Below are 21538 nucleotides of genomic sequence, written 5' to 3'. Positions count from 1 at the left end.
TCGAAAACCGCCCCTGAGCTGCTCGTCTTTCGAAAATGTGATGCTGGCCACGATGGCCCCGGCGCGCCCTCTAGAGTGAGGCCGATGAGGCGTGTGGTGGTATGGGGAACCGGCAATATGGGCGCGACCGCAATCCGGTCGACAGTCGCCTTTCCGGGGTTGAGCCTGTCCGGACTGATCACCTCATCGGCGGAGAAGACCGGCCGCGACGCCGCCTCCTTCGCAGGTCTGGACGCCGAGACCGGCGTCCTCGCGGTCAGCGACCCCGCCGAGGTGGACGCTGCACTCAAGGACGGCGACGCCGTCGCCTACATGGCCTCCGGTGACATCCGGCCCGAAGAGGCCATCGCCGATATCGAACGCGCCCTGCGCGCCGGCTCGCACGTGGTGACCCCGTCGCTCTACTCGCTCTACGACCCGCGTTCGGCGCCACCGGAATGGGTGCAGCGCCTCACCGACGCCGCGCAGGCCGGCGGCGCCAGTCTGCTGGTGTCCGGCGTCGATCCCGGCTGGGGCAACGACGCGCTGGCGGTGACGGCGGCCAGCCTGTGCACCCGTATCGAGACGATCACCTGCCAGGAAATCTTCGACTACTCCACCTACAACCAGCCGTTCGCGGTGAAGGTGTCCTGCGGATTCGGCGGCTCCATGGAGGAGACGCCGATGATGCTGCTGCCGTCCATCCCGACGATGGTGTGGGGCGGCAACGTCCGCCTGATCGGGCGGGGTCTGGGCATCGAGATCGACGAGATCACCGAGGAGGTCGAGCGCCTTGCCCTCGAGGAGACCGTCGACACCGTGATGGGACCGTTCGAGAAGGGCACCCAGGGGGCGTTCTTCCTCAAGGTGATCGGCTGGTCCGGCGGCAAGCAGCGGGTCATCATCGAACACATCACCCGCATCCACCCGACCTGCGCGCCGGACTGGCCGCAGCCCGACCAGGGGGTGGGTGATCACCGCGTCATCGTCGACGGCGATCCGCAGCTCACCATCACCACCCGCGCCGACGTGCCCGGCGGTACCCGCGCCGACGGCGGCAACACCACCGCCGCCAACCGGCTGCTGGGCGCCATCGACTGGCTGGCCACCCAGCCCGCCGGGATCTACGACGGGCTGGATGTGCCGCTGCGTTCGGCGTTGCCCACCGAGGTGGAAGCGACGCGCTGGGCCTAGCCCTCGGTCTTCGGCTCCGATTCTGGCTCAGCCGCGGGTGATTCGGCATCGGGCAGCTGCGAGACCAGGTGTTCGGCGAGTTCGCCGATGGTCGGATAGTCGAACACCGCCGTCGGGCTGATATCGAACTTGCCGCCGAACTGGCCGAACAACCGGTTGCGGAGTTCCACGGCCATCAGTGAGTCGGTGCCCAGGTCCAGGAACCGGCTCGTGGCGGCCGGCGGCTGCGCCAGCCGCAGGAATCCCTGCACCTCGCGCTGCAGGAACTCGGTGATGAAACCGGCTCGCGCCGCCACCGGCAGCTCCTGCAGCTGCCGGAGCAACTCGCTGTCCCCACCGGTCGCGGTGTCCCCGCTGGGCAGCACCTGATCCAGCAGCGGAGGTCGGATACCGCCCAGCATCTTCGCGGTCCGCTGCCAATTGGCCTTCAGCACGGTGGCCTGCGCGGTGCCGTGCCGGACGACCTCGCCGAGTGCGGCCAGCGCCGCCGACGGCTCCAGCGGCATCATGCCCTGAGCGCTGAGATTGGCAAGCGCAGCCTGCGAGCTGGCCATACCGCCACTGCCCCACGGACCGAAGTTGACCGCGGTCGCCGGCAACCCCTGCGCCCTGCGCTGCGCGACGAGCCCGTCGAGCAGGGCGTTCGCGGTCGCGTAGTTGGCCTGGGACGGCGAACCCAGCACGGCCGACGCCGACGAGTAGACGATGAAGAAATCCAGATCGTCGGTCTTGGTCAGCTGATGCAGGTAGTGGGCGCCATAAGCCTTGGGCCCCAACGCCGCCTGGAAACGCTCCAGGCTCTGCTGCGGCAACAGGGCATCGTCGAGCACGCCCGCCAGATGAGCCACGCCGGCCAGCGGGGGCAGCTCCGCACGGATCTTCTCCAGCAGCGCGGCCACCTCGGCCACCTCGCCGATATCGGCGGAGTAGACGTGGACCCGGCAGTGGTAGCGCTCGGTGATGGCGTCGATGGCCTGCTGGGCCTCGGCATCGGGAGCCCGGCGGCTGGTGAGCACGATGTCACCGGCGCCGAGCTGAGCCAGATATGCCGCCGTGTGCAGCCCCAGCGCGCCCAGACCGCCGGTGACCAGGTAACTCCGATCGCCGTGCGGCTGTAGCGGTTTGGGCATCTGCACCACGATCTTGCCGATGTGGCGCGCCTGCTGCATGCGGCGGAAGGCGGTCCTGGCCTCGGTCAGCGGGTAGACCTCGGCAGGCACCGGCGTCCACTCGCCACTGGCCAGCCCGTCGGACACCTCGGACATCAGCCGCTGGATGTGGTCGGGATCGCTCATCATCGTCACGTCCAGTGCGACGATCTCGTAGTCGATATCGGGACGCACCGCCGACATCTGCGCGGCGGTCCAGATATCGCGCTTGGCGATCTCGGCGAAGCGGCCACCCTGCGCGGTCGCCCGCACCGTGGCTTCGATGAAGCCCTCGTTGGTCAGGCTGTTGAGCACCACGTCCACGCCGGTGCCGTCGGTGTCGGCGAGGATCTGATCCGCGAAATCGGTGCTCCGCGAGTCGTAGACATACTCCACACCCATGGCGCGCAGTGTGGCGCGCTTGTAGGTGCTGGCCGTGGCGAAGACGGTCGCGCCGTGGTGGCGTGCCATCTGCACCGCGGCCAACCCGACACCACCACTGGCGGCGTGGATGAGCACCTTGTCGCCGGGCTTGAGCTTGGCCCAGTCGAACGCCAGCCGAACCGTCAGCGCCGCAGCGGGAATGGTCGCGGCATCGACCGCGCCGATCCCGTCCGGCACCACCGCCAGCAGCTGCGCCGGAACGTTGAGCCGACTGGCGAACGCGCCCTGCATGGAGCCGAAGACCCGCTGGCCGACCTCGAATCCGGTGACCTCCGAGCCGATCTCGGTGACGACACCACACAGGTCGCCACCGATCGGACCCGGATCGCCGGGGTAGAGACCGAGCACATTGAGCACGTCGCGGAAGTTGAGGCCCGCGGCCTCGATCCGCACCTGGACCTCATTGACGTCCGGCGGGGTCACCTCGGCCTCGGTGAGACGCAGGTTGTCGATCGCGCCGCGCTCGGTGGGAGCCAGCGCGAAGTCGTCGGACCGCGGCATGGGCAGATGACCGGTGCGGGCCCAGTGCAGCAGCCGCGACACCAGGAACCGTCCCTGTCGCACCGCCATTTCGGGTTCGACGACCGGCGTGCCGAGTGCGTCGGCCAGCCAGCCCAGCGACTCTCCGGAACCCGCCACGTCCAGCAGCCGGCAGCGCAGGGTCGGCTGTTCGGCGATCAGGGTGCGCCCGAATCCCCACAGCGCGGCCTGCACCGGGTCGACCGGTTCACCGGGTTCGGTGGCGACCGCGCCTTCGGTGATGATCCACAGCCCGCCGGGGAGATTGCTCGTCTGCCCGGCCAGCGCGGTCTGGGTGGCCGCGAGCAGAGCCGACACCTCGGCCTCCAGCCGCACCGCGAGATCCGCGGTGGGTCCGTCGCTGATTTTCCCCGTGGCTCCGCTCGCCCCAGCACCGGTCTGTCCCGAACTGCGCCAGACGATCCCGCTGACCGGCGTGCCCCGTTCGGCGGCCGTGGCGAACGCCTTCTTCCAGGCATCCGGATCGGCCGGTTGGTCCACGGACACGGCATGGGGGACGATGCCGGCCAAGGCGTCATCGCCGGCGACCAGCCAGGCGCCGCCGGCGATCTTGGCGGCCTCCTCACCGGCGTCGACGACGCTGCCCGGGGCCGCGCCCTCGTGCCAGCCCACCGTGTACAGCAGCCGGGTCGAGTCACCGCCGAGCCCACGCAGCAACGCCTCGCGCGGTGCGCGCTTCACCGTGAACTCACGGATCCCGCCCAGCACCCGCCCGTCGCGGTGCACGAAATCGATGTCGAAGACCAGGGTTTCGCTGTTGAGCGGACCCTCGTGCCAGCGTGCCCGGCAGTAGAACCGGTTCGGCATCTTCTCCAGCAGTTGCACCCGCCCGTACCGCAGCGGCAGGAACAGGTCGTGCATGCCCTGCTCGGCGGCGAGTACCGCCGGGAAGGCCGGGAAGGCGACACCCGTGCACAGATCGAGCAGGACGGGGTGGATCGGCTCGCTGCCCAGATGCTCGGCGAGTTCTTCACCGACGGACACATCCCCGATCGCCTCACCCTCGCCGACCCACAGCGATTTCAGCGAGGTCGACCAGGTGGGTCCCCAGGCGAGTTCCAGATCGTTGAAGATCTCGAAGAGTTCCTGCGGGCGGGTGCGGTTCATGTGCTCGACCGCTTCGTCCGGGCTCAGGGCCGGGGCGTCCTCGGACGGCGCGTCGATGTCGGCGCCCGAACCGAGCGTGCCGTCCGCGTTCAGCGACCACTCGGCCTCGCGCACGCCGTAGGGGCGGCTGTGCACCTGGAACTTCCAGCCGTCATCCTGCGGATGCAGGGTCAGCTGCACCTCGCGAGACGCCTTGTCGGGCAGGATGATCGGCTCGTAGAAGTAGACATCCTTCACGTGCGCCGGAGCTTCCGCGGCGGCCAGGGCCATCGCGGCGTACGTCGCACCCGGCACGACGACGGTGCCGTAGATGACGTGGTGCGCCAGCCACGGCTGGGTCTTGACCGACAGCACATTGCTGTAGACGGTGTCGCCGGAGGCCAGGTCCTTGGCGCTGCCCAGGAGTCCGGACACCGACACCCCGCCGGAGCCCATGCCGGCGATGGACGTCTTGGGCCAGAAGCGGCGACGCTGGAACGGGTACGTGGGCAGTTCCAGCCGGTGCTGCTCGCCGTGATGCTTGGCGGCGAAATCGGGCCGGTGCCCGCAGATGTAGGCGGTGGCAAGGGCCTCGGTGATCTGACGCTGCGCGTTGGCGCCCTTGCGCAGCGACACGATGGTCCGCGGCGTGGCCGAGGACTCCGGCCAGCTCTGCAGCGCGGCGGCGGTGAGGATCGGCTGCGGGCCGACCTCCATCAGCACCGAGCAGCCCAGGGCCGCCACGGTGCGCACGCTCTCGGTGAACTGCACCGGCTGGCGCGAATGCCGCCGCCAGTACTGCGCGTTGATCGGTGTCTCGGCCGTCAGCACGGCCCCGGTCCGGTTGCAGACCAGCGGGCGGGTCGGCACGGCGTACTCGAATTGGCCGGCGAAGGCCTCGAACTCGTCGAGCACCGGGTCCAGCAGCTCGGAGTGGAACGCGTGGCTGGTCTCCAGCCAGGTGCAGCGTGCGCCGTCGGCGCTGCAGTTGGCGACGATCTGTTCGAGATCCTCACCGGGCCCGGACAGCACGGTGTTGCGGCCGTTGTAGGCGCCGACCGACACCCGCGGGAACGCCTCGGCGGCGCCCTCGACGTACTCGGGGTCGGCGAACACCGCCATCATGCGGCCACCGGCAGGCAGGCTGCCGAACAGCCGGCCACGCTCGGCGATCAGCCGGGCACCGTCCTCGAGGCTGAAAACCCCGGCCACGCAGGCCGCCGCGTACTGGCCGACGCTGTGGCCGAGCACCACGTCGGGCTCGATACCCCAGGATTGCCACAACCGGGCCAGGCCCATCTCGACGGCGAAGATCGCCGGCTGGGCGAACGAGGTGTGCCGCAGCGTTTCGGTGGCCTCCCGGCCGGTGTCGAAGATCGCGTCGAGCAGCGGGCGGGGCAGCATGCCGTCGACGGCCTTCGCGCACTGGCGCACGGTGTCGGCGAAAACCGGCTCGGACTCGAACAATTCGCGCGCCATCCCCGGGTACTGGCTGCCCTGGCCGGGGAAGAACCAGGCCGTCGTCGGCGGGTCGGTGCATTCGCCGCGCACCACGCCCGGGCGTAGCCGGTTGGCCACCAGGTCGTCGAGCAGCATCTTGGCTTCGGGGACGGTATTGGCGACCACCGCCGCCCGGTGCTCGAAGTGCGAGCGCCCCGCACCGGCGGTGAACGCCACATCGGCGACCGAGGCGTCCGGGTGGGCATCCAGCCAAGCGGAATACCGCTGTGCCAACGCCACCAGCCCCTGCGACGAACGCGCCGACAGCGGCAACACGCTCAGCGGTTCCCGTGCGGGAGTCGCTGGGTCCGCGACCGGCTCGGCCGGGGACTCGTCAATGGGTTGTGCCGGGAGAACTTCGGGGGCCTCTTCGATCAGGACGTGGGCGTTGGTGCCGGTGAAACCGAAGGCACTGACCCCGGCCCGGCGCGGCCGGCCGTTGGCATGCCACGGTGTGGGCTTGTCCACGACCTGCACCGGCAGGCTGTCCCACGGGATGTGCGGTGACGGGTTGTGGAAGTGCAGGGTCTGCGGCAGCAGGTCGTGCTGCAGCGACAGCACGACCTTGACCAGGCCGGCGACACCGGCCGCCGACTCCAGATGGCCGACATTGGTTTTCGCGGTGCCGATCAGCAGTGGGCGGTTCGGGTCCCGGCCCTCGCCGTACACGGCCGCGGCCGCCTGCACCTCGATCGGGTCTCCCAGCGGGGTGCCCGTGCCGTGCGCTTCGAGGTAGTCGACGTCGTCGCCGGACAGGCCGGCCCGGGCCAGCGCCGAGCTGATGAGTCGTTGTTGGGCACCACCATTGGGCACCGTGAGACCGCTGGAGGCGCCGTCCTGGTTCACCGCGCTGCTGCGGATGACCGCGCTGATCCGGTCGCCGTCGCGCTGGGCGTCGGACAGCCGCTTGAGCACCAGCACACCGCAGCCCTCGCTGCGGACGTAGCCGTCGGCGGCGGCGTCGAACGTCTTGCACCGGCCATCGGGGGACAGCATCCGGGCCCGTGAGGCGGCGACCACCGACGCCGGGCTCAGCAGCACGTTCACCCCGCCGGCAATGGCCATGTCGCAGTCACCGGAGTGCAGGGCCTGAGCGGCCTGGTGCACGGCGACCAGCGAGGAACTGCACGCGGTGTCCACCGCCATCGCGGGGCCCTCGAGTCCGAGGGTGAAGGAGACCCGGCCGGCGATGGCGTTGAGGGCGTTGCCGGTGATGAAGTGGGGCTGCAGGTTCTCCAGCGAGTCGCTGGACAGCAGGTGCGAGTACTCGTTGGCGCCGACACCGACGAACACGCCGGTGCGGCTGCCGCGCAGGGACGCAGCCGAATAGCCGGCCCGCTCCAGACCCTCCCAGGAGAGTTCGAGCATGAGGCGCTGCTGCGGGTCGATCCAGACGGCTTCACGCGGGGAGATGCCGAAGAACTCCGGATCGAATCCGTCGACGCTCTCCAGGTAGCCGCCGCTTCGGGTGTAGATCTTGCCCGGCATCTGCTGATCCGGGTCGTAGAACTCGTCGACGTCGAAGCGGTCCTCCGGGATCTCCCGGATGGCATCCACTCCGCCGGCCAGCAGATCCCAGTAGGCGTCCGGATCGGGTGAGCCGGGGAAGCGGCAGGCGACGGAGATGATGGCGATCGGCTCGTCGGCGGCCGTGGTGGTCAGCGAGACCGGCTGCGCGGCAGCCTTCTTGGCGCCTCGCTCGTTGAGCTTCAGCACATCGCCGAGCAGATAGTCCGCCATGTCGGTCAGGCGCGGGTGATCCATCGCCAGCGTGGCGGGCAGTTCGGCGCCGACGGACTGTTCCAGTCGCCGTCGCAGTTCGACGGCCATCAGCGAATCCAGGCCGAGATCGAAAAGCCCGGTCTCCTCACGGATCTCGGCGGCGTCGATCTGGGTCACCTCGGCGACCGCGTCGCGCAGTTCCTCCAGGACGAGCTTCTTGCGCTGCTGTATCGGAGCGGAGGTGAGGCGTTCGACCAGCCGGGTCGTACCCACCGATCCCGCCGGTATGGATGCCGTCTCGGGAACCTCACCGGCCACCTCGGCCAGCAGTGCACGCTGGCCGGCCTGCAGATAGATGGGCAGGAAGCGGGCCCAGTCGATCCGGGCCACCACACCCTGATTGTCGGCGCCGACCATGACATCGGCCATACCGGCCAGCGCGTCGACCGGTGACAGCGTGCGCACGCCGCGCTTGTCCAGTTGGGCGCGGGCCTCGCCGTCGGCCATGCCGGCCGACCACGGGCCGAAGTTGACGCTGAAGCCGGGCACGCCCTGCTCACGCAGCCGCCAGGTCAATCCGTCGAGGAACGCGTTGGCCGCGCTGTAGGCGCTCTGTCCGTAGCTGCCCCACACCGAGGAGATCGAGGACGTGGACAGGAAGAAGTCCAGTTGCAGATCGGTGATCGCCTCACTCAGATACCAAGCACCCCAGACTTTTCCGGAGAAGACTCGATCCAGTTCGGCGGGATCCAGGGTACTCAGCGGTGTGGTGCTGTTCTCGCCGGCGGCGTGCACGATGCCGGCCAGCGGCGGCAACTCCGCGGCGATGGTGGCCATCAGATGCGCGATGTCGTGCGGGTTGGCGACGTCGGAGGCGACGGCACGAACCTCACAGCCGTACTGCTGGCGCAGCGCATCCATCCGCTGCTGCGCGGCGGTGCTGGGAGCGCGACGACTGGTCAGCACCAGATGGCGGGCGCCGTGTGCGGCCAGGTAGCCGGCGATCTCCAGTCCCAGTGAACCCAGACCGCCGGTGACCAGATAGGTGGCATCGGAACGTAATTCGAGGGCGGTGGGGTTCGGTTGCCCGGTGCGCCTGCTCAGCCGGGGCACGTGGATCAGCTGCCCGCGCAGCGCGATCTGGTCTTCCCCGCGACCGGCACCGACGATCTGGCCGATCAGCCGCGACCACTCTTCGGCAACGCCGGAGACATCGGCCAGCCCACCCCAGACCTGGGGGTACTCCAGGGCGACGGCCCGGCAGAAGCCCCACAGACTGGTCTGCTCCGGTGACACCGGGTCGGTGTCGAGTACGCGTTGCGCACCGCGGGTGACGACCCAGATCGGGGCGCGCAGATCGGCTGCGGCGGCGGCACGGAACAGTCGCTGGGTGCCGTCCAGGACGCGATGCTGCATCCGCAGCAGCGTCCGCATCGACGGCGCGTTGTCCTTCTCCAGCGCCGCGACATGCAGGATACGCAGCGTCGGTTCGTCTTCCACCGCGGCGCGCAGATCGGCGGCCAGGCGCTCCTCGTCGGCGTCGGATGCCGGCAGCCGTAGCGTCCGGTGTCGGTGGCCCTGCGCGGTCAGCGCGTCGAGCACCGGTGCCACCGTGTCGGCGTCATCCCCGATGACCAGCCAGGCCGAGCCCTCACCGGTCGGCGTGGCGGAGGCCGGCGCGGACACCAGCCAGCGGATTTCGTACCGGGCGTCCGCGATGGACTGGGCGTCACGCTGCCGATTATGTTGGGCCGCAAGCTTGTTGAGAACGTCAGCGGTGGTCAGGCTGGTGCCCGAATTGTCGAGCAGCGCCGCCAGTTCCTCGATCCGGCCGTCTTCGAGGAACCGGACGGCGTCGGTGCGAACGGCATCGTTCTTGGTCGGCTGCACCTGCTTGTCGCGGAACCAGTACTGCCGGTGCTCGAACGGGTAGGTGGGTAGATCCAGCTTGCGCGCCGGACGAGCCAGCAGCGCGGCGAAGTCGGGCAGGTGCCCGGCCACGTAGGTGTTGGCCACGGCCTCGGCGATGTGGCGATGGTCGGAGCCGTTGCGCCGCATGGAGGCAACGGCGCGCGGTGCGCTCGCCGGGTCGGGCCAGGCCCGCATGGCCGAAGCGGTCAGCACGGGCTGCGGGCCGACCTCCAGCAGCATCGCGCAGCCCAGATCGGACAGCGTGGCCACACTCTTGGCGAACTCGACGGGCTGGCGGGCGTGGCGGCGCCAATAGGCGCCGTCCAGCTTGGCGGTGCGGCCCAGCGCGGCGCCGGTCCGGTTGCAGATCAGAATCCGTTGCGGCGCTGCGAAGGTGAACTGATCCGCGTAGGTTTCGAACGCGTCGAGCGCGGGATCCAGCAGTGCGGAGTGGAAGGCGTGGCTGGTGTCCAGCCAGTCGCAGCGCACACCGTCGGCGGTCAATCCGGCCACCGCGCGCTCCAGGTCCCCGCCGGGGCCCGAGAGCACGGTGTTGGCGCCGTTGTAGGCGGCCACCGACAGGCTGGGGTATTCGTCGGTGAGCCGCTCGACGCGGTCGGCGGCGGCAAAGATGGCGGCCATCCGCCCGCCGGCGGGCAGATCGCCGAACAGGCGGCCCCGCTCGGCCAGCAGTCGGGCGCCGTCCTCGAGGCTGAACACACCGGCGACACAGGCCGCCGAGTACTGGCCCACGCTGTGGCCGAGCACCACGTCCGGTTCGTAACCCCACGACTGCCAGAGCTGGGCCAGGCCCATCTCGATGGCGAAGATCGCCGGCTGGGTGTGCCGGGTCTGGCGCAGTGCCTCGTCACCGTCGGCCGAGTCGTAGATGACCTCCAGCAAAGGCCTTTCCAGAATGCCGGCGACGGCGTCGGCGCACCGCTGCACGGTCTCGGCGAACACCGGTTCGGTCTCGAAGAGCTCCCGGGCCATCCCGGCGTACTGGCTGCCCTGTCCGGGGAACAGCCATGCGGTCTTCGGGGCGTCGGCGCAGTGGCCGCGCACAAGTCCCGGCGCGGGCCGGTCGTCGGCGAGGGCACCGAGCAGTTCGCGGGCGGACTCGATCGAGTTCACCACCAGCGCGGCACGGTGTTCGAGGTGGGCGCGTCCGTCACCCGCGGTCAGGCACACGTCGGCCAGGTCGGCGTCGGGATGCTCGCTCAACCAGCTGCGGTATTTCTCGGCGGTCTGCACCAGGGCGGCCGGGGTGCGTGCGGACAGCGGTAGCACCATGAAGCGCCGGGCGTCGGCCTTGTCCTCGGCGGCAGCCGGCGCCACGGCCGGCGCTTCCTCCAGGATGATGTGCGCGTTGGTGCCCGAAAATCCGAACGAGCTGACGCCGGCGACGCGGGGACGTGCGGTGCGCTCCCAGGCGGTGGACTCCTCCACCACGCGGACCGGGATGCGGTCCCACGGGATGTGCGGGGACGGATTGCGGAAGTTCAGGTGCTTGGGCAGCTCCTGGTGCTCCAGCGCGAGGACGACCTTGAGCACCCCGGCGACACCGGCGGCGGCCTCAAGGTGGCCGATGTTCGTCTTCGCCGACCCGATGAGCAGCGGCTGGTCGGCGGCGCGGCCCTTGCCCAAGACGGCGGCGGCGGCCTGGACCTCGATGGGATCACCCAGCGAGGTTCCGGTGCCGTGCGCCTCCAGGTAGTCGACATCGCCGGCGGCGATACCGGCGCGTTCCAGGGCCTCGGTGATGACCCGCTGCTGGGCGACACCGTTGGGCACCGTCAGTCCGCCGGAGGCGCCGTCCTGGTTGACCGCGCTGCCGCGGATGACGGCCCGGATGCGGTCGCCGTCGCGCACTGCGTCCTCAAGGCGCTTGATGACGACGACACCGCAGCCCTCGCCGCGGACGTAGCCGTCGGCCGCGGCATCGAAGGTCTTGCACTTGCCGTCCGGGGAGAGCATCCGGGACTGCGAGAAGGTGATCATGGTCGCCGGGCTCAGCAGGACGTTCGCACCGCCGGCCAGCGCGAGGTCGCACTCCCCGAGCTGCAGGGCCTGGCAGGCCTGGTGGATGGCGACCAGCGACGAGCTGCACGCCGTGTCGACGGTGACCGCCGGCCCGTGCAGCCCCAGCCGGTAGCTGATCCGGCCCGCTCCGGCCGCACCCGAGGTGCCGATGGCCAGGTAGGCCTCGATCTCGGGGTAGGTCAGTTCCGAGGACGCCATGCCCAGGTAGTCGTGGGTGGACAGACCGACGAAGACACCGGTCTGGGTGTTCGCCAAAGATGTTGGCGCGGTGCCGGAATGCTCCACGGCGCGCCAGGACGTCTCCAGCAGCAGCCGGTGTTGGGGGTCCATGAGCCTGGCCTCACGGGCGGACACGCCGAAGAACGGCGCATCGAACCCGGTGGCGTCGTCGACGAAGCCGGCGCGGCGGGCCACGATCTTGCCGGGCGTGGAGGCATCCTGGTCGAAGAATTCGTCGACGTCCCACCGGTCCTGGGGGATCTCCGAGACCGCGTCGCGGCCGTCGTGCAAGACATCCCAGTACTGCTCGGCGTCGGCGGCACCGGGCAGCCGCGCGGCGTAGCCGATGATGGCGAAACGGGTCGGCTCTACGCCAGACTGTGCATGGTCGGTTGCTGCCATGAGGTGTACTCCCCGCGTCGATCCGATGAACTACCGGTGATGAGATTTCGGTGCCATCGGTGGAGGCCGCGCACAGGTCTGTTGAACGGCCGCGACCCGCTATCTGCCGACAGCAACGGCCGGTACCTTACTCGTCGGTCAGTATTGCATGTAGGTTGCTACCGCATGCGGTTTCATATCTGCCGCTGAGCCCGGCGGTGGGCGGAGGCCCCCGATGCCGACAGCCGCTATCGTGAAGTCGCCGTCGGTGTTGCCGGACCGCCGCCGATCAGACCCGGGAGGGAAAGTCTTGCAAATCGGGAAGATCACGATCGGCACGATCGATGACTGGAAACCGGCCCCCGGTGTGGTGACGTCCTGGCACCCCACGAGCGCGTCCATGGAGAAGGCCCGGCAGGCCCCGGTCAGCGCCGTCCCGGTCAGTTACATGCAGGGCCAGCACATCCGCGGCGTCTACGAGCAGGACGCCAAAGGCCTCGATTATTCGCGGCAGATCATCGCCACCTGTGAAGTGCCTGGTATCTGCGATATCTCGGCGATGGACCACGCGCTCAACCACTATCTGCGGCGCCATGACACCTACCGCTCCTGGTTCGAATACTCCGGTTCCGGGGAGATCGTCCGGCACAGCATCGTCGACCCCGCCGATATCGAATTCGAACCTGTCAACCATGGCGAGATAACGGCCGAGGACGCGCGCAAACACATTGTCGACATCCCCACTCCGCTGGAGTGGGGCTGTTTCTCATTCGGAATCGTGCAGAGCGAGGACCATTTCGATTTCTATGCCGCCATCGACCATGTGCACGGGGATGCGGCGCTGATCGGGATCACCATGCTCGAGGCGCACGGCATGTACACCTCGCTGCTTTCCACCGGTCAGCCGATGGCGCTGCCGGACGCCGGCCGATTCGACGATTTCTGCATTCAGGAACGCGAGAACACCGCGGAATTGACGGTGGATTCCCCGGAGGTCCAGGCCTGGATCGAGTTCGCCGAGAACAACAACGGCAGCATGCCCGAATTTCCTTTGCCGCTGGGCAATCCGCTGGAACCCACGGTTGCCGACATGGTCGGGGAGATGCTGCTCGACGCGGACCAGACCGCCCGGTTCGAGGCGGCCTGCACGGCCGCCGGTACCCGCTTCGTCGGCGGCCTGTACGCCTGTACCGCCATGGTCGAGCACGAGTTGACCGGTGCGGCAACCTATTACGGACTCACTCCGCGGGACACCCGCCGCACGTCGGACAATTTCATGACCCAGGGCTGGTTCACCGGCCTGGTCCCGATCACCGTGCCGATCGCCGCGACGACGTTTGCCGAGGCCGCGTGGTCGGCGCAGACCTCATTCGACTCGGGTCTGAACCTGGCGCGGGTCCCGTATTACCGCGTGCTGGAATTGGCGCCGTGGCTGGACAAACCGGGACCCAACTTTCCGGTGTCGAACTTCCTGCACGGCGGCGCCGCGCCACTGAATGCCGTACTCGCCGCAGCCGAGATGGGTTATTCGAACAATATCGGCATTTACTCCGACGGCCGGTTCTCCTACCAGTTGACGATCTATGTATTCCGCTACGAGGCCGGCACCGCAATGGCGGTGATGTTCCCGGACAACGAGGTGGCCCATAAGTCGGTCGCCCGCTATATCGCCACCATGAGATCCGTGATCGAGCAGGTCGCCGACAGCGGAGACTGGGGCCGTTTTGCCTGAGCGTAGGGGTCTGCCGATGGGTATGTCCGGGTCGGTATCTCCAGGGGGTGTGTGTTGCGACGGCTAGCCGATGTCGTCGTGCGCTGGCCGCTGGTCGTGATCGCGTTGTGGGTCGCGCTGGCGGTGGCCCTGCCACTGACGGTGCCCAGCCTCAACGAGATGGCCCAGAAGCACCCGCTCTCGATGCTGCCCGGTGACGCGCCGTCCAGCGTCGCGGCCCGGCAGATGGAGGAAGCGTTCCAGGAACCGGGCACCGACGACCTGCTGCTGGTCGTGCTCACCGACGAAGACGGGCTGGGCCCCGAGCACGAGGCCACCTACCGCAAGCTGGTGGACGCCCTGCGCGATGACCAACAGAACGTCGTCATGTTGCAGGAGTTCATCGGAACACCGGCCCTGCGTTCGACTTTGACGAGCGAGGACGAGAAGTCCTGGGTGCTGCCGGTCGGGCTGGCCGGTGCGCTGGGAACCCCGCAGTCCTACACCTCGTTCAATCAGGTCTCCGAGCTCATCGAACGGACCACCGCAGGGGGACCGCTGGAGGTCCACCTGGCCGGACCGGCCGCCACCGTCGCGGACCTCACGGTCGCCGGTGAGAAGGACCGCCTGCCGATCGAGATCGCCATCGCGGTGCTGGTGCTGCTGGTGCTGCTGGTGGTGTACCGCAACCCGGTGACCATGCTGCTGCCGCTGGCCGGTATCGGGATGTCGCTGGTGATCGCGCAGTCGACGGTCGCCGCGCTGTCGGAGTTCACCGGGCTCGGGGTCTCGAACCAGGCGATGATCCTGCTCAGCGCGATCATCTTCGGCGCGGGGACCGACTATGCCGTCTTCCTGATCAGCCGATATCACGACTACGTGCGGATGGGCGAGGACCAGCACGACGCGGTCCGCAAGGCGCTGGGTTCGGTGGGCAAGGTGATCACCGCGTCGGCGGCGACCGTCGGCGTCACCTTCCTCGCCATCAGCTTCGCCAAGATGGGCGTGTTCTCCACCGTGGGCGTGTCCTCCGCGGTGGGCGTCGGCGTCGCCTACCTGGCGGCGATGACGCTGCTGCCCGCCCTGCTCGCCGTCGTCGGACCGCTCGGCTGGATCAAGCCCCGCAAGGAACTGACCTCCCGGCTGTGGCGACGCTCGGGCGTGCGCATCGTGCGCCGGCCGTGGACGCACCTGGTGGGCAGCCTGCTGGTGCTCTTCCTGCTGGCCGGTCTCGCCGGATTCGCGACGTTCAACTACGACGATCGCAAGGCCGTCGCGGCCTCGGAGCCCAGCTCGCTGGGATATGTCGCGCTGGAGAAGCACTTCGACATCAACCAGTCCATCCCGTCCTATGTGCTGATCCGCTCCCCGAAGGATCTGCGCAATCCGGAGGCGCTCGCCGACCTGGAGCAGCTGGCCGAGCGGATCGGCCAGCTGCCCGACATCCAGATGGTCAGCGGTATCACCCGGCCGCTGGGGTCGGTACCGCCCGAGTTCCGGGCCACCTACCAGGCCGGCATTGTCGGCACCCGGCTCGCCGACGGCGCGAAGATGATCACAGACGGCACCGCCGATATGAACCGGTTGTCCTCGGGTGCCAACACGCTGGCCGGTGGCCTCAGCGATGTGCGGGGCCAGGTCACCGACATCGCGGGCAGCCTGCAGCAGATGGTCGACGCGTTCGCGGCACTGCGGGGGCAGTACGGCGGCGACAAGCTGGTCAAGAACGTCGACGTGGCGGCCAAACTGGTGGCCGCCATCAACCGGCTCGGCAACTCCATGGGCGTGAACCTGATGGCGACCAGGGACATGTTCGCCTGGGTCCCTCCGGTGCTGACCGCCCTGCAGGGCAGCGTGGTCTGTGATCTGGACCCATCCTGCAGCCAGACCCGCATCCACCTGTCCCGGCTCGCCGCCGCCCGCAATGACGGCACCCTCGCCGAGATCGAGGATCTGGCCGGGCAGTTGGAGTCGTTGCAGGACCGCCAGTCCCTCAATGCCGCCTTGCAACAGGTCGGCACCGCGTTCACCCGGCTCACCAAGGCGATGCAGGCCATGGGACTGGATTCACCCAAGGGCGCCCAGGCGACGCTGGCCCAGCTTCAGCAGGGCGCCGAACGCTCGGCCAGCGGCAGCCGGCAGGTGGCCGACGGGGTGGATCAGATCGTCGATCAGATCAAGGTGATGCGCACCGGGCTCGATCAGGCCGCGGCCTTCCTGCTGACCATGGCCGAGAACGCCGGCTCGCCGGCCATGGCGGGGTTCAACATCCCGCCCGAGATCCTGCAGCTGGAGGATTTCAAGGCGGCCACCAAGGCCTACGTCTCGCCCGACGGGCACTCCGCGCGGTATCTGGTGTTCACCAAGCTCGATCCGTTCGGCCCGGCCGCGATGGATCAGGTCGGCGCCATCGAGGACGCTGCCCGCGGCGCGCTGCCCAACACCGAGCTGGCGGATGCCTCGGTATCGATGGGTGGCTATCCGGTGGCGCTGGCCGACACCCGCGACTACTACGAGAACGACATCCGGTTCATCGTCATCGTGACCATCATCGTGGTGCTGCTGATTTTGATGGCCCTGCTACGAGCGGTCATCGCGCCGCTGTATCTGGTTGGTTCCGTGGTGATCTCGTACTTCGCCGCGCTCGGCCTCGGGGTGCTGGTGTTCCAGGTCATCCTCGACCAGCAGCTGCACTGGTCGGTGCCTCCGCTGGCCTTCGTGGTGCTCGTCGCCGTCGGCGCCGACTACAACCTGCTGCTCGTCTCCCGGATGCGCGACGAGGCCCCGCTGGGCAGGTTCGGCATCATCCGGACCTTGAGCTCGACCGGCGGTGTCATCACCGCGGCGGGCCTGATCTTCGCCGCCTCCATGTGGGGCCTGCTGTTCTCCAGCATCGGTACTGTGGTGCAGGGCGGGTTCGTCATCGGCATCGGCATCTTGCTGGACACCTTCCTGGTCCGGACCGTCACCGTGCCAGCCATGGCTACGCTGGTCGGAAAGGCGAATTGGTGGCCGTCTCGACTCACAGCGCGGGGGAGCAGTAGAGCATGAAGAAGCTTCTCGCAGCGGCCACCGCAATGCTGACCATCGGCGCCTCCGGCCCGCTGGGCGTCGGGATCGCCACCGCCGACGAGCCGCCGCCCGGACCGCCCGTCCCCGGCCCGGCCGTGCCCGGCCCGGCAGGTCCCGAAGCTGCGCGCACCATCGAGGGCCGCGGCTACGCCCTCGGTGGCGCGCACGTGCTCGGCATCCCGTACGACGAATACATCATGCGCACCGGCGCCGAGTGGTTCCCGGGCCTGGACCGCCAGATCGTCGACTACCCCGCGGGCCAGGTCCAGGGACACACTCTGGAACGGCTGTTCCCCGGTATCGGGCGCCTCGACGACAGCTTCCCGGGCCTCGGGATCGACGGCCCCAGCTACGGCGAGTCGATCGACGTCGGCGGTCCCAACCTGCTGAATGCGATCAAGTCCGGCGGCCCCGGCATGGCCATCGGCCTGTCCGAGGGTGCGTCGGTACTCGATGACGTGCGGGCGCGGCTGGCCAATGATCCGACGGCCCCGCCGCCGGACCAGCTGAGCTTCGCGACCTACGGCAACCCGGTGGGCAAGCACGCGTTCGGCGAGAGCTTCCTGAGTCAGAACTTCCCCGTCGGCAGCGTCGTGCCCTCGCTCGACTACCGGATGCCCGCCCCGGTGGAGAGCCAGTACGACTCGCATCTGTTCGTCTCGGCCTACGACAGCATCGCGGACTGGCCGCAGCGTCCGGACAACTGGATCTCGGTGGCCAATGCGATCGTCGGCCTGGCCACCGGCCACACTGCGGTCGCGTTCACCAACCCGAAAATGGTTCCGCCGCAGAACATCCGGACGACCGTCAACTCGCGGGGTGCGCGGACGACGACCTACATGATCCCCGAGCAGCATCTGCCGCTGGTGCTGCCGTTCAAGTACCTCGGGGTGGATCAGAAGACCCTCACCGATCTCGACAACGTGCTGAAACCCTATGTGGATGCCGGTTATACGCGTAACGACGATCCGTTGACGGCGCCCATCACGGTGGACCCGGTGAACGGTTACGATCCCGCCGAGGTCACCGCCCCGGCCACCCAGGCCGCCTTCGGTGGCGGCGCGGACCCGGTGTCGCAGTTGATGGCCGGCCTGCAGTATGTGTTGAACAACCCGCCCAAATAGCGACTACAGCCCGGCCAGGCCGACGGCGAGCAGCACCACGCCGACGACCGCAACCAGCACGGCCACCCCGCGGCGGCCGCGCTCACGCAACCAGTCGTTGAGTGCGGCCAGCCGCGCGCGGGTGCGATCCGGCGCGACAAGGTAAGCCAGCAGCGGGATCTCGACGAGGGCGAAGGCCACCACGTTGAAAATCAGCAGGGCCGCGAACCGCGTCGTGGAGCCGATGTCGGCGGTGCCGATGACCGCCAGCGCGGCCAGATAGTCGACCGAGGGCAGCGCGATGCCCAGTCCGGCCGCACCGGCGACCCAGAGCGACTGGCCGTCGAGCAACCGCGTCAGCCAGGCCGGCGGTGTACGGGGACGGCCCTTGGTGAGCGCCAGGAAAGCGGCCACCAGCAGGGCCAGCAGCCCGATCGCGATCTGCACCCGGGGGAGGGTGAAATGCGCCGACTCCAGCCGTGATTCGAGCAGGAACAAGACCACCGCGCCGACCGTCAGGCCCATCAGGAAGCCACCGCACAGGAAGGCGGTGAGCTGCAGCAGTGGGCGCGGACGGTTGAGCATCAGCACCGACATCCCGATGCGGAACGGTTCGAGGCTGACGGCGACAGCCATGACCAGCAGGGTGATCCACATCGCGGGCGCTGGCTACGCGTCCAGCCGCACGAATTGCCCTTGTCGATACTGCTCGACGCATGCCGAGCGACGGATCTTGCCGCTGGTGGTGGTGGGGATCGACCCGGGCGGCACCAGCACGATATCGGCCACCTGCAATCCGTGAGCCCGCGAGATCGCCGCGGTCACATCACTTTTCGCCTCGCCGAGTTCCTCGGATTCATCGCGCTTCTTGAACTCGATGATGGTGACCAGCTTTTCGTCGTGATCATCGGTCACGGCGATCGCGGCCACCCTGCCCCGGGTGATCCCGCGCACCGTCTCCTCGATGTCCTCGGAGTAGTGGTTGCGGCCGCGCACGATCAGCATGTCCTTGATGCGTCCGACGATGAACAGATCGCCCTCGGAGATGAACCCACGGTCCCCGGTGCGCAGCCAGTCGGTCGTCGGCGCGCCGGCCGGTCCGTCGATCAGTTGCGCGCCGAATCCGGTGCCGGTCTGGTCGGGTTTGCGCCAGTACCCGGCCGACACGTTCTCGCCGTGCGTCCAGATCTCGCCGACGGTGCCGTCCGGGCAGGGCCGGCCGGTCTCGGCGTCAACGATCAACAGCAGGGGCGAGGGCGCCACCCCGTAACGGATCAGTGGGGTCCCGCCGGGCTTGCGTACCGCCGTGCCCTCGGTCAGCTCGTCGACCGCGAACTCGACGACCTCGGGGACACGCCCCATGCCGCCACTGGCCACGAACACCGTCGCCTCGGCCAGGCCGTAGGAGGGCATAAGAGCCTCCGGCCGAAAACCGAACGGCGCGAACCGATCAAGGAAGCGGGTGACGGTGGGCGGCTGGACCCGTTCGGCGCCGCAGATGATGCTCTCGATGACGCTCAGGTCCAGGCCGGCGAGATCATCGTCGGTGGTCCGCCGGGCGGCAAGATCCAGGGCGAAGTTGGGTCCGCCGGAGACCGTCACGGGGTGCCGGGCCATGGTCTTGAGCCAGCGGGTCGGGTGGGTGAGGAACGCCAGCGGGCTCATCAGGTCGGCCTGTGTCCCGGACAGGATGGGCGCCGCGACGCCCAGCATCAGTCCCATGTCGTGGTAGAAGGGCAACCACGACACCATGGCACCGCCAGCCGGCACCCTACCGCCGTATTGGCGCAGGTAATCGGGCATCAGCTGCTCGAAGTTCGCGATCAGGTTGCGGTGGCTGATCATCACGCCCGCCGGTGCCCGGGTCGACCCCGAGGTGTACTGCAGGTAGGCGATGTCCGGGCCGTCGGGCGCGTCGGCGGGGACGGGTTCACCTGCGTCCAGATCCAGGGTGTCCACCGAGATCACCGCGGTCATGGCGGCGCCGTCGTCCACGTACTGGGCGGCGATGTCGAACAGGGCGGACGTGGTCAGCACCACCGCGGGCGAGGTGTCGGCGACCACCGCGCCGATGCGCTCGTCATGGGAGCCGGGGACCGGCGCCGACAGTGGAACGGCGATGAATCCGGCCTGCATGGCGCCCAGGAACGCCACGATGTAGGGCAGCCCCTGCGGCGCGATGATCAGCGCCCGTTCCCCCGGAGATCCGTACTGCGCGGCTTCCTCGGCCATGTTCAGGGTGCGCCGGTACAGCTGCGCCCAGGTCAGGGTTTCCGCGACGCCCTCGGGATCCCGGTCGTAGTCGGTGTAGGTGAACGCGAGCTCGTCGGGTGTATCGCCAGCACGTTCCCGCAGCACGGTGAGGATGGACGCGTTGGGCATGGGGGTCAGGCTACTCAAGGTTGCGTTCAGGCTGAGCGTGACCATGGCCGCCCGGGCATTCGGAGGGCACGATGGACGGGTGGTTTCTGTGCAGACGGCGCTGCCCGTCGTCGATCTCCGCGATGAGCCCGCGGCGCTGCGGCAGCGTCTGGGCCAGGTGGCACACGAGGTGGGCTTCTTCTACCTGACCGGCCACGGCGTCCCGGAGGACCTGATCGCCAGGCTGCTCGCGGCCTCCCGGCGCTTCTTCGCCCTGCCACAGGCCGACAAGGACGCCATCGCGATGGTCAACAGCCCGCACTTCCGGGGCTACACCCGGCTCGGCGGCGAGCTGACCGGCGGCGCGGTGGACTGGCGCGAGCAGATCGACATCGGACCCGAACGCGTCCCGCTGGCCGACCCCGCCGAGCCGTATCTGCGCCTGCAGGGGCCCAATCAGTGGCCGGCCGCGCTGCCGGAGCTGCCGGCCGTCATCGCCGAATGGGATGCCGAACTCGCGCGGGTGGGCCGCACCCTGCTGCAGCATTGGGCCGCCGCGCTGGGTAACCCGGCCGAGGTGTTCGACTCGGCGTTCGCCGAGGTGCCCGCGACGCTGATCAAGGTGATCCGCTATCCGGGCCGCGCGGACTCCGAGCAGGGCGTCGGGGCGCATCGCGACGCCGGGGTGCTCACCCTGCTGCTGGCCGAGCCGGGCAGCCGGGGGCTGCAGGTACGGACGGCCGGGTCCGGCGGGCCGGAGCGTAGCGACTCGGGCATCGATGCGGAGTATGTCGATGTCGACCCGCTGCCGGGGGCGCTGATCGTCAACATCGGCGAGATGCTGGAGATCGCCAGCGGCGGATACCTGCGCGCCACCGAGCACCGGGTGCGTATCCAGGACACCGAACGCCTCTCGGTGGCCTATTTCTTCAATCCCCGGCTGGATGCCCAGTTGCCCGTGCTGCAATTGCCTGCCGAACTCGCGGCCCGGGCCCGCGGAGTCAGCGACGACCCGTCCAATGACCGGATCTACGCGGTATACGGCCGCAATGCGTGGAAGAGTCGGGTACGCGCACACCCCGACGTGGCCGCCGCGCACCGTTACGTGTGAAGATGGAAGTGTT

Annotated in this window: 8 protein-coding genes; 5 read left to right on the top strand and 3 right to left on the bottom strand. The window is 68.9% G+C overall.

The window, feature by feature from the left end; all coding sequences use genetic code 11:
- Positions 1–84 precede the first annotated feature (84 nt).
- Positions 85–1173, top strand: coding sequence for an NAD(P)H-dependent amine dehydrogenase family protein (locus ASE48_RS25295; protein WP_057169886.1), 1089 nt, complete (start codon positions 85–87; stop codon positions 1171–1173).
- On the opposite strand, the gene ASE48_RS25290 is transcribed toward ASE48_RS25295, so the two are convergent.
- Positions 1170–12188, bottom strand: a complete 11019-nt coding sequence (locus tag ASE48_RS25290; RefSeq protein ID WP_057169885.1) for a type I polyketide synthase — start codon at positions 12186–12188, stop codon at positions 1170–1172. The two genes, ASE48_RS25295 and ASE48_RS25290, sit on opposite strands and share 4 nt — an antisense overlap.
- Before the next feature lie 289 nt (positions 12189–12477).
- On the opposite strand from ASE48_RS25290, the gene ASE48_RS25285 reads away from it, so the two are divergent.
- Genes ASE48_RS25285 through pe form a run of 3 tightly spaced genes read left to right on the top strand, consistent with a single transcriptional unit; the run spans position 12478 to position 18074 of the window.
- On the top strand, positions 12478–13899 hold the full coding sequence (locus ASE48_RS25285) for a condensation domain-containing protein (protein ID WP_057169884.1): 1422 nt from the start codon (positions 12478–12480) through the stop codon (positions 13897–13899).
- A gap of 54 nt (positions 13900–13953) precedes the next feature.
- Positions 13954–16929: an MMPL/RND family transporter gene (locus ASE48_RS25280; RefSeq protein WP_057170034.1), complete on the top strand. Its 2976-nt coding sequence runs from the start codon at positions 13954–13956 to the stop codon at positions 16927–16929.
- The gene (gene pe / locus ASE48_RS25275; RefSeq protein WP_057169883.1) at positions 16926–18074 is read left to right on the top strand and encodes an acyltransferase PE; all 1149 of its coding nucleotides are present in this window, start codon (positions 16926–16928) and stop codon (positions 18072–18074) included. The genes ASE48_RS25280 and pe overlap by 4 nt, the downstream gene beginning before the upstream one ends.
- Before the next feature lie 3 nt (positions 18075–18077).
- Here pe and ASE48_RS25270 read toward each other — a convergent pair whose 3' ends face one another.
- On the bottom strand, positions 18078–18710 hold the full coding sequence (locus ASE48_RS25270; RefSeq protein WP_057169882.1) for a GAP family protein: 633 nt from the start codon (positions 18708–18710) through the stop codon (positions 18078–18080).
- Between the two features lie 12 nt (positions 18711–18722).
- Positions 18723–20435: an AMP-binding protein gene (locus ASE48_RS25265; protein WP_057169881.1), complete on the bottom strand. Its 1713-nt coding sequence runs from the start codon at positions 20433–20435 to the stop codon at positions 18723–18725.
- A gap of 43 nt (positions 20436–20478) precedes the next feature.
- Between ASE48_RS25265 and ASE48_RS25260 the strand changes: the two genes are divergently transcribed.
- Positions 20479–21525, top strand: a complete 1047-nt coding sequence (locus ASE48_RS25260; protein ID WP_057170033.1) for an isopenicillin N synthase family dioxygenase — start codon at positions 20479–20481, stop codon at positions 21523–21525.
- The last annotated feature ends 13 nt before the right edge of the window (positions 21526–21538 follow it).

The organism is Mycobacterium sp. Root265, from assembly GCF_001428895.1.
Taxonomy (GTDB): Bacteria; Actinomycetota; Actinomycetes; order Mycobacteriales; family Mycobacteriaceae; genus Mycobacterium.
Note: the sequence above shows the minus strand (reverse complement) of the source record. Positions and strands in the feature narration are given on the sequence as shown.

Excerpts from the sequence above, each read along its gene's own strand:
- ASE48_RS25295 (WP_057169886.1), top strand. The coding sequence starts at position 85 with ATGAGGCGTGTGGTGGTATGGGGAACCGGCAATATGGGCGCGACCGCA.
- ASE48_RS25290 (WP_057169885.1), bottom strand. The coding sequence starts at position 12,188 with ATGGCAGCAACCGACCATGCACAGTCTGGCGTAGAGCCGACCCGTTTC.
- ASE48_RS25260 (WP_057170033.1), top strand. The coding sequence starts at position 20,479 with ATGGCCGCCCGGGCATTCGGAGGGCACGATGGACGGGTGGTTTCTGTG.
- ASE48_RS25270 (WP_057169882.1), bottom strand. The coding sequence starts at position 18,710 with ATGTGGATCACCCTGCTGGTCATGGCTGTCGCCGTCAGCCTCGAACCG.
- ASE48_RS25265 (WP_057169881.1), bottom strand. The coding sequence starts at position 20,435 with ATGCCCAACGCGTCCATCCTCACCGTGCTGCGGGAACGTGCTGGCGAT.
- pe (WP_057169883.1), top strand. The coding sequence starts at position 16,926 with ATGAAGAAGCTTCTCGCAGCGGCCACCGCAATGCTGACCATCGGCGCC.